Origin of the sequence: Thalassospira sp. UBA1131, from assembly GCF_002311515.1 — a bacterium.
Lineage (GTDB): Bacteria > Pseudomonadota > Alphaproteobacteria > Rhodospirillales > Thalassospiraceae > Thalassospira.
The window spans coordinates 1-6,692 of record NZ_DCAO01000071.1 but is presented as its reverse complement, the minus strand read 5'-3'; the positions used below and the strand labels follow the sequence as shown (position 1 = coordinate 6,692).

Annotated in this window: 5 protein-coding genes; 3 read left to right on the top strand and 2 right to left on the bottom strand. The window is 56.3% G+C overall.

Going from position 1 to position 6,692, the window contains the following annotated elements; genetic code table 11:
* Nucleotides 1–37 precede the first annotated feature (37 nt).
* Nucleotides 38–1,348, top strand: a complete 1,311-nt coding sequence (gene hslU, locus B3Z49_RS11520; RefSeq protein WP_063086156.1) for an ATP-dependent protease ATPase subunit HslU — start codon at nucleotides 38–40, stop codon at nucleotides 1,346–1,348.
* A gap of 82 nt (nucleotides 1,349–1,430) precedes the next feature.
* On the opposite strand, the gene B3Z49_RS11515 is transcribed toward hslU, so the two are convergent.
* Nucleotides 1,431–2,840 carry an ATP-binding protein gene (locus B3Z49_RS11515; RefSeq protein WP_008888829.1) on the bottom strand — a complete coding sequence of 470 codons (1,410 nt, stop codon included), beginning with the start codon at nucleotides 2,838–2,840 and terminating at the stop codon, nucleotides 1,431–1,433.
* Between the two features lie 285 nt (nucleotides 2,841–3,125).
* A complete protein-coding gene (locus B3Z49_RS11510; protein ID WP_296990931.1) occupies nucleotides 3,126–3,707 on the bottom strand; it encodes a malonic semialdehyde reductase in 582 nt (193 codons plus the stop codon).
* Between the two features lie 253 nt (nucleotides 3,708–3,960).
* Between B3Z49_RS11510 and B3Z49_RS11505 the strand changes: the two genes are divergently transcribed.
* Both B3Z49_RS11505 and coaBC read left to right on the top strand, forming a co-directional pair.
* On the top strand, nucleotides 3,961–5,214 hold the full coding sequence (locus tag B3Z49_RS11505) for a polysaccharide deacetylase family protein (RefSeq protein WP_296990930.1): 1,254 nt from the start codon (nucleotides 3,961–3,963) through the stop codon (nucleotides 5,212–5,214).
* Between the two features lie 203 nt (nucleotides 5,215–5,417).
* Entirely contained in the window at nucleotides 5,418–6,644 is a 1,227-nt protein-coding gene (coaBC, locus tag B3Z49_RS11500) for a bifunctional phosphopantothenoylcysteine decarboxylase/phosphopantothenate--cysteine ligase CoaBC (protein ID WP_296990929.1), read from the top strand.
* Nucleotides 6,645–6,692 lie beyond the last annotated feature (48 nt).

The window sequence follows — 6,692 nt, the reverse complement described above, 5'->3', positions numbered from 1 at the left end:
GCTTCTGCATTCGTCGCAAAAAGATACGGAATAAATCATGACCCAACATTACAGCCCGCGCGAAATTGTTTCCGAACTGGACCGTCACATCATCGGTCAGAAGGATGCCAAGCGCGCGGTCGCCATTGCGCTGCGTAACCGCTGGCGCCGTCAGCAGCTTGACGAAACCATGCGCAATGAGGTGCTTCCGAAAAACATCCTGATGATCGGGCCGACCGGTGTCGGTAAAACCGAAATCGCGCGTCGCCTTGCCAAACTGGCCGAGGCCCCGTTCATCAAGATCGAAGCGACCAAATTCACCGAGGTTGGTTATGTCGGGCGCGATGTCGAACAGATCGTGCGTGATCTGGTGGAAGTTTCGATTGATCTGACCCGCGAAAGCATGCGCAAGAAAGTCCGCGCCAAGGCCGAAATGCAGGCCGAGGAACGCATTCTGGATGGTCTGGTTGGTGAAAATGCATCGTCTGATACCCGCCAGAAGTTCCGCAAGATGCTGCGCGAAGGCGAACTTCAGCACAAAGAAATCGAGATTAACGTGCAGGAAAGCAGTGCTGCTTCGATGCCGACCATCGATATTCCGGGCATGCCCGGTGCACAGATGGGAATGCTGAACCTCAATGACATGTTCGGCAAGGCGTTTGGTGGCAATACCAAGCCAAAACGCATGACGGTCGAAGAAGCCTTTGAGCGCCTGATCGATGAAGAAGGTGACAAGCTTCTCGATAATGACAAGGTCACTGCCGAGGCGATTGAAAATGTCGAACAGAACGGCATCGTGTTCCTGGACGAGATCGACAAGATCACCGCGCGGTCCGAACGTGGTGGCGATGTATCGCGCGAAGGTGTTCAGCGCGATCTGTTGCCGCTGATCGAAGGAACCAACGTTTCAACCAAGCATGGCACGGTCAAAACCGACCATATCCTGTTCATCTGTTCTGGTGCTTTCCACCTGGCAAAGCCGTCCGACCTTCTGCCGGAATTGCAGGGTCGACTGCCGATCCGCGTTGAGCTTAAGGCGCTGACCGAGGGCGACTTCCGCCGCATCCTGATGGAGCCGGAAGCATCCCTGATCAAACAGTATATTGCGCTTATGAAGACCGAGGATGTGACACTCGACTTCACCGAAGATGCGGTAGATGAAATTGCCCGTATTTCGGCCAATGTGAACGAATCGGTCGAAAATATCGGGGCGCGTCGCTTGCATACGGTGCTCGAAAAGCTGCTCGATGATATCAGCTTTACCGCCACCGACCGTGGGGGCGAGACGTTCAAGGTCGATGCCAATTATGTCCGCGAACAGGTCGAGGACCTGGCCAAGGATACCGATCTTTCGAAGTTTATTCTGTAATCGAAACGTTCGATCAGATCAGATACATAAAAGGCCAGCACGATGTTGCTGGCCTTTTTGTTTTTGCATGTCTTCCAGACGCTCAGGCGGAATGCAATTTCCGGACATTGTCGCCGGTTTTGGCCGGGAGATAGACTGTAAAGACCGAGCCAACACCCTGTTCACTTTCGATCTGCATGGTGCCGCGGTGGCGTTGCACGAGATGTTTGACGATGGCAAGGCCAAGTCCGGTGCCGCCAACCGCGCGGGAGCGTGCAGTATCAACGCGATAGAAACGTTCCGTCAGGCGCGGCAGATGTTCACGGGCGATGCCATCGGAATGATCGCGGATGGCAACGGCCATGATGCGGTCATGGCGGAAACGCGCCAGTGCACCCGGCGGGTTTTTGGCCAGACTGATCGAAACTTCGACATCGGTATTGGCGTGGCCGTATTTGATGGCGTTTTCGACCAGATTGACAAAGACCTGGGTCAGTTCCTTTTCCTCGCCAACCATTTCGGTGTCATCAAGCGTGCTGGTGACACGAATGTTCATGCCCTTGGCTTCGGCCTTCAGGGCAAGGCTTTTGGCGACCTTGCCAATGATCTTGCCAACATCGCAGTCTTCGGACGGCGGGGTATGTTCATTAAGCTCGATCCGGGCCAGTGACAGCAGATCTTCGATCAGATGCTGCATACGCTGGGCCTGATCGCGCATCACCGGCAGGAACTGGTTGAGCGCATCGGGATCATCCTTGGCCGGGCCTTCCAGCGTTTCGATAAAGCCCAGCAGCACCGAAAGCGGGGTACGCAGTTCGTGCCCGGCATCGGTCGCGAAGTCGGCGCGCATCTGTTCGAGTTTGCGAAGCTCGGTCAGATCGGAGAATGTCAGAACGAAGTTCCGGTCGCCTGCAGCAGCAGGCAGGCGTGCGGTCAGTACGTCAAAGTGACGGTGCGCGTCAGCCGCCAGCACGAATTCCGCATGCTTCATGGTTTCGCGCGCGCTTGCGACATCGTCAAAGGCATCCAGAAGGATCGGATCGCGGATAAAGCGCGTTAGATCACGGCCGGTTTCAAGGTTGTGAAACAGGCCCTTGGCCGCCCGGTTAAACCCGGTGACCACGCGATGGCGATTGACCATCACCACCGGGTTTGGCAGGTGATCAAGGATTTCGGCATCGGTGCTGGTTTGTGCCTCAAGCAGGGCGATGCGATCACGAAATGCCGCGGCAATCTGGGTATAGAGCGATGAAAGCTCGGAGGCGGCGGCAAAGCTGATATGTTGCGGCGGGGTGCCTTTATAGCGGTCGCGCAGATCGGTCGCGTAGCGTGCCACCCGGCGCAGATCGCCAAAATAGATGCGCAAGATCGCCGCAGCCCCGAGCCAGGCGGCGGTCGCAGACAGGATCGCTGTGCCCCAGCCAAGCTGCTCCATCGCCGCAAGGACGACAAAGACAACACCTGCCGGAAAGGCAACGGCCAAAGCCGTAAGTATCAATTGGCGGAAACCCAATTAACGCTCCTGTTTAAACGGGGTGACGGCGGTTTACCACGCGTGTGATCAAAAGTGGACCTAAAATGGTTATGGGCCAGTAAAGATCAAATAAAACTTTGATGACAGTTTTCTAAGCACTGAAGTGATTGAAAATATCTGTCGGGTGCGTGGTGATGCCGTCCTCTGCCGAACGCCTTTGGGCAGAATGTGTCATGTGGGGAGCGTATCGGTTTGCGCCAACCGGCGGGCGGGTGTTTTAGCGCCCGCCGGTCAGGTTCTTGTTTGGTGTGATCAGAAGCCTGATCAGATGATTTCAGCACCCTGGTCGAAGCTCAGACGCGGCTGGCGTTCAAACAGCTTGCTGCCATCGCCATAGCCGATATTGAGCAGGAAGTTGCTTTTATACGCGGTGCCAGCAAAGAACTCGGCATCGACCTTGGCGTTATCAAAGCCCGACATCCCGCCACAATCAAGGCCAACGGCCCGAAGGGCGAGGATGAAATAGCCTGCCTGCAGCGTGCCATTGCGGAATGCGGTGGTTTTGATGGCCTCTTCCTTGCCGGCAAACCATGACCGGGCATCGGTATGCGGGAACAGGTCGGGCAATTTTTCGTAAAATTCCATGTCATGGGCGATGATCGCAGTCACCGGTGCTGTCATGGTTTTTTCGATATTGCCCTCTGCCAGGCAGGGTTTAAGGCGTGCACGGGCCTCGTCGGTGGTGACAAAGGTAATGCGCATCGGTTCGCAATTGGCACTTGTCGGTCCCAGTACGGTCAGATCCCAGGCCTTTTTGAGAAGTGCCGGGTCAACCGGTTTGTCGTGCCAGACATTGTGGGTGCGGCCATTGTGAAAAAGAAGGTCAAGTCCATCAGAATTAAGCATGCATCCTCGTCAATCAGAAGTGGTTGCCAAAAGTTCGATATGGTTACCATTAGATTTGTAATGTGGCGGACAATTGGCAAGAGCTGATATGAACTGTGGAAAAACAATCGGTTCACTGGTATTTTCGAAGTCAAAATGACCCTGCAAAACGCATTGCGTGGGGCAGGAGCCGGGTTTTCTACTGGGGGGAGATCCGAGGGCGCGAATGAGTTGCGCCCCGGCGTGGGTGGATCGCAAGATACTGGAAACAGATATGGCAGTTGAGACCAAAGGGCACAGCGCAATTTCGGCAGTGATGCGGGTGAAACCGCCGCGCAGGATGCACGGCCTTATTGTCGGTGTCTCCTTCGCGGTTGGGCTTACTTTTGGTGCTACGGCGGGCTTTGCCCAGATCGCGTCGGATAGCGCACCTGCAACCGATGAAACGGTTGAGGCGACGACGGCGGAGCCTGCGGTAACGGGTTCAGATGGTGCCGAAACCCCGGAAGTTCTGACGACCGAGGCAACAGCGCAGGACGCGGCCCAGTCCGATGCGTCGCAAAATGCGGATCAGGAAATGGTTACGCCAAGCGGAGACGCGACCTCGGCCGTGGTGTTTATGTATCATCGCTTTGGCGAGGGCGAATATCCTTCGACCAACATCACGATGGAACAGTTCGACCAGCACGTCAAAGAACTGACCAGTGGCCCCTATACCGTGATGGGCGTTCCGCAGATCGTGAGCGCGCTTGCCGATGGCAAGGGGGTTCCGGATCGTACCATCGGCATTACGGTCGATGATGCCTATCGTTCGGTTTACGAAAAGGCCTGGCCGGTATTTCGTGAACACAACCTGCCCTTCACCGTGTTTGTTTCCACCGAACAACTTGATTCGGGCTATGCCAACTACATGACCTGGGACATGGTGCGCGAACTGTCCAAGGCGGGTGTGACGATTGGTGGTCACAGCCAGAACCATGCCCATTTGCCTGATTTTGACATTGATCGCGTCAAGGCAGAGCTTGCCAATTCTGCCGCCCGGTTTGAGGAAGAACTCGGCTATGTGCCGGAAATCTTTGCTTATCCCTATGGGGAGGCCAATGGCGAGGTGATTGCCGCGGTCAAGGAAGCTGGCTATCGCGCGGCCTTTGGCCAGCAAAGCGGTGCGATGCATACAGAATCCGATTTCATGTATCTGCCGCGTTATGCCCTGAACGAGCATTACGGCGCGATGGATCGGTTTAATCTGGCGGCAAATTCCCTGCCGCTTGTGGTCAGCGACGTCACACCGGCTGATTATACCCTGACCCGTAATCCGCCGGCCTTTGGCTTTACGCTGGCAGAACCGGCCCCGTCGATGAACTGTTATCCGTCCGAAGGGGAGCCGACCATGTCGCGCCTTGGCGAAGAACGGGTTGAAATCCGCCTTGATGGTCCGGTTTCAAGCGGGCGCTGGCGGATCAACTGCACCGCCATGGGGCCAGATTCACGCTGGCGCTGGTTCGGGATGCTTTATACCGTTCCATAAGCAACCGGTTGATCATGCAAAACCCGATATTCAGCGTCGGGATCGGAAATCCAAATAAAATCAACGCCATGTCCAGATACCGGGCATGGCGTTTTTCAAACACGCTTGTGGCTTTTATCGTGTTCTTGATTGGGTTCTTGCGCCCGATTAGGGGACAATGTAGGTTAACCACACTTCTTAACCGTAATTAATTGGTAATCACAGTGCCAAGTGACTTAAATCGAAAGAGTGTCCTTCTGATCATCTCGGGCGGCATTGCCGCCTATAAGGTGCTTGAGGTGATCCGTCGGTTGCGCGATCGCGGGATCCATATCCGCGCCATCCTGACCAAGGGTGGGGCCGAGTTCGTGACACCGCTTTCGGTTGCGGCACTGACCGAAAACAAGGTCTATCAGGACCTGTTTTCCCTGACCGACGAAGCGGAAATGGGCCATATCCGCCTGTCGCGTGAGGCCGACCTTGTTCTGGTCGCCCCGGCAAGTGCCGATATTCTGGCCAAGATGGCGACCGGACAGGCCGGTGATCTTGCGACAACCGCGTTACTTGCGACCAACAAGCCGGTGATGATTGCCCCCGCGATGAATGTCGAGATGTGGAACCATCCGGCAACGCAAGCCAATATTGCCACCCTTGAAAGCCGTGGCGTGCTCCGCGTCGGCCCGTCATCTGGTGACCTGGCCTGTGGTGAATTTGGATCGGGCCGTTTGGCCGAACCGGCCGAGATTATCGCAAGTGTTGTTGATTTCCTGGAACAGCAAGACGCGCCCAAACCCCTTGCCGGTAAAAAGGCGGTGGTCACCAGCGGCCCGACGCACGAGCCGATTGATCCGGTGCGTTATATCGCCAACCGATCCTCGGGCAAACAGGGCCACGCCATTGCCGAGGCGCTGGCACAGGCCGGTGCCGATGTGACGCTGGTGACGGGTCCGGTGACCCTGCCCGATCCCGCAGGGGTGAAGGTCGTGCGCATCGAAACCGCACGCGAGATGCTGGGTGCCGTAACGGCCGCCCTTCCCGCCGATATTGCCGTTTGTGCGGCTGCGGTGGCCGATTGGCGCACGGCTGATGAAGCCGGTCAGAAGCTTAAGAAAGATGGATCGGGGTTGATCCCGGACCTGAAGCTTTCGGAAAATCCGGACATTCTGGCAACCATCAGCAAGGCTGGGCCGGCGCGACCGGGACTTGTGATCGGATTTGCTGCCGAAACCGAAAATGTCACCGACCATGCGCGCGCCAAACGGGCACGCAAGGGGTGTGACTGGATCCTGGCCAATGATGTGGCGCCCGCGACCGGGACCTTTGGCGGTGATGATAACGAGATTTGCCTGATTTCAGGTGACGACGAAACCACAGATGAACGGTGGGAACGCCAAAGCAAGACCGGAGTTGCCCGTGCGTTAAGTGCGCGGATCATCAAACATTTTTCCTGACGGGCGTATCCCGGAAGGCAGACCGAACGATTAGACCGGCAGATGATC

Coding starts and splice junctions, on each gene's coding strand:
- B3Z49_RS11505 (WP_296990930.1), top strand. CDS start 3,961: ATGGCAGTTGAGACCAAAGGGCACAGCGCAATTTCGGCAGTGATGCGG.
- hslU (WP_063086156.1), top strand. CDS start 38: ATGACCCAACATTACAGCCCGCGCGAAATTGTTTCCGAACTGGACCGT.
- B3Z49_RS11510 (WP_296990931.1), bottom strand. CDS start 3,707: ATGCTTAATTCTGATGGACTTGACCTTCTTTTTCACAATGGCCGCACC.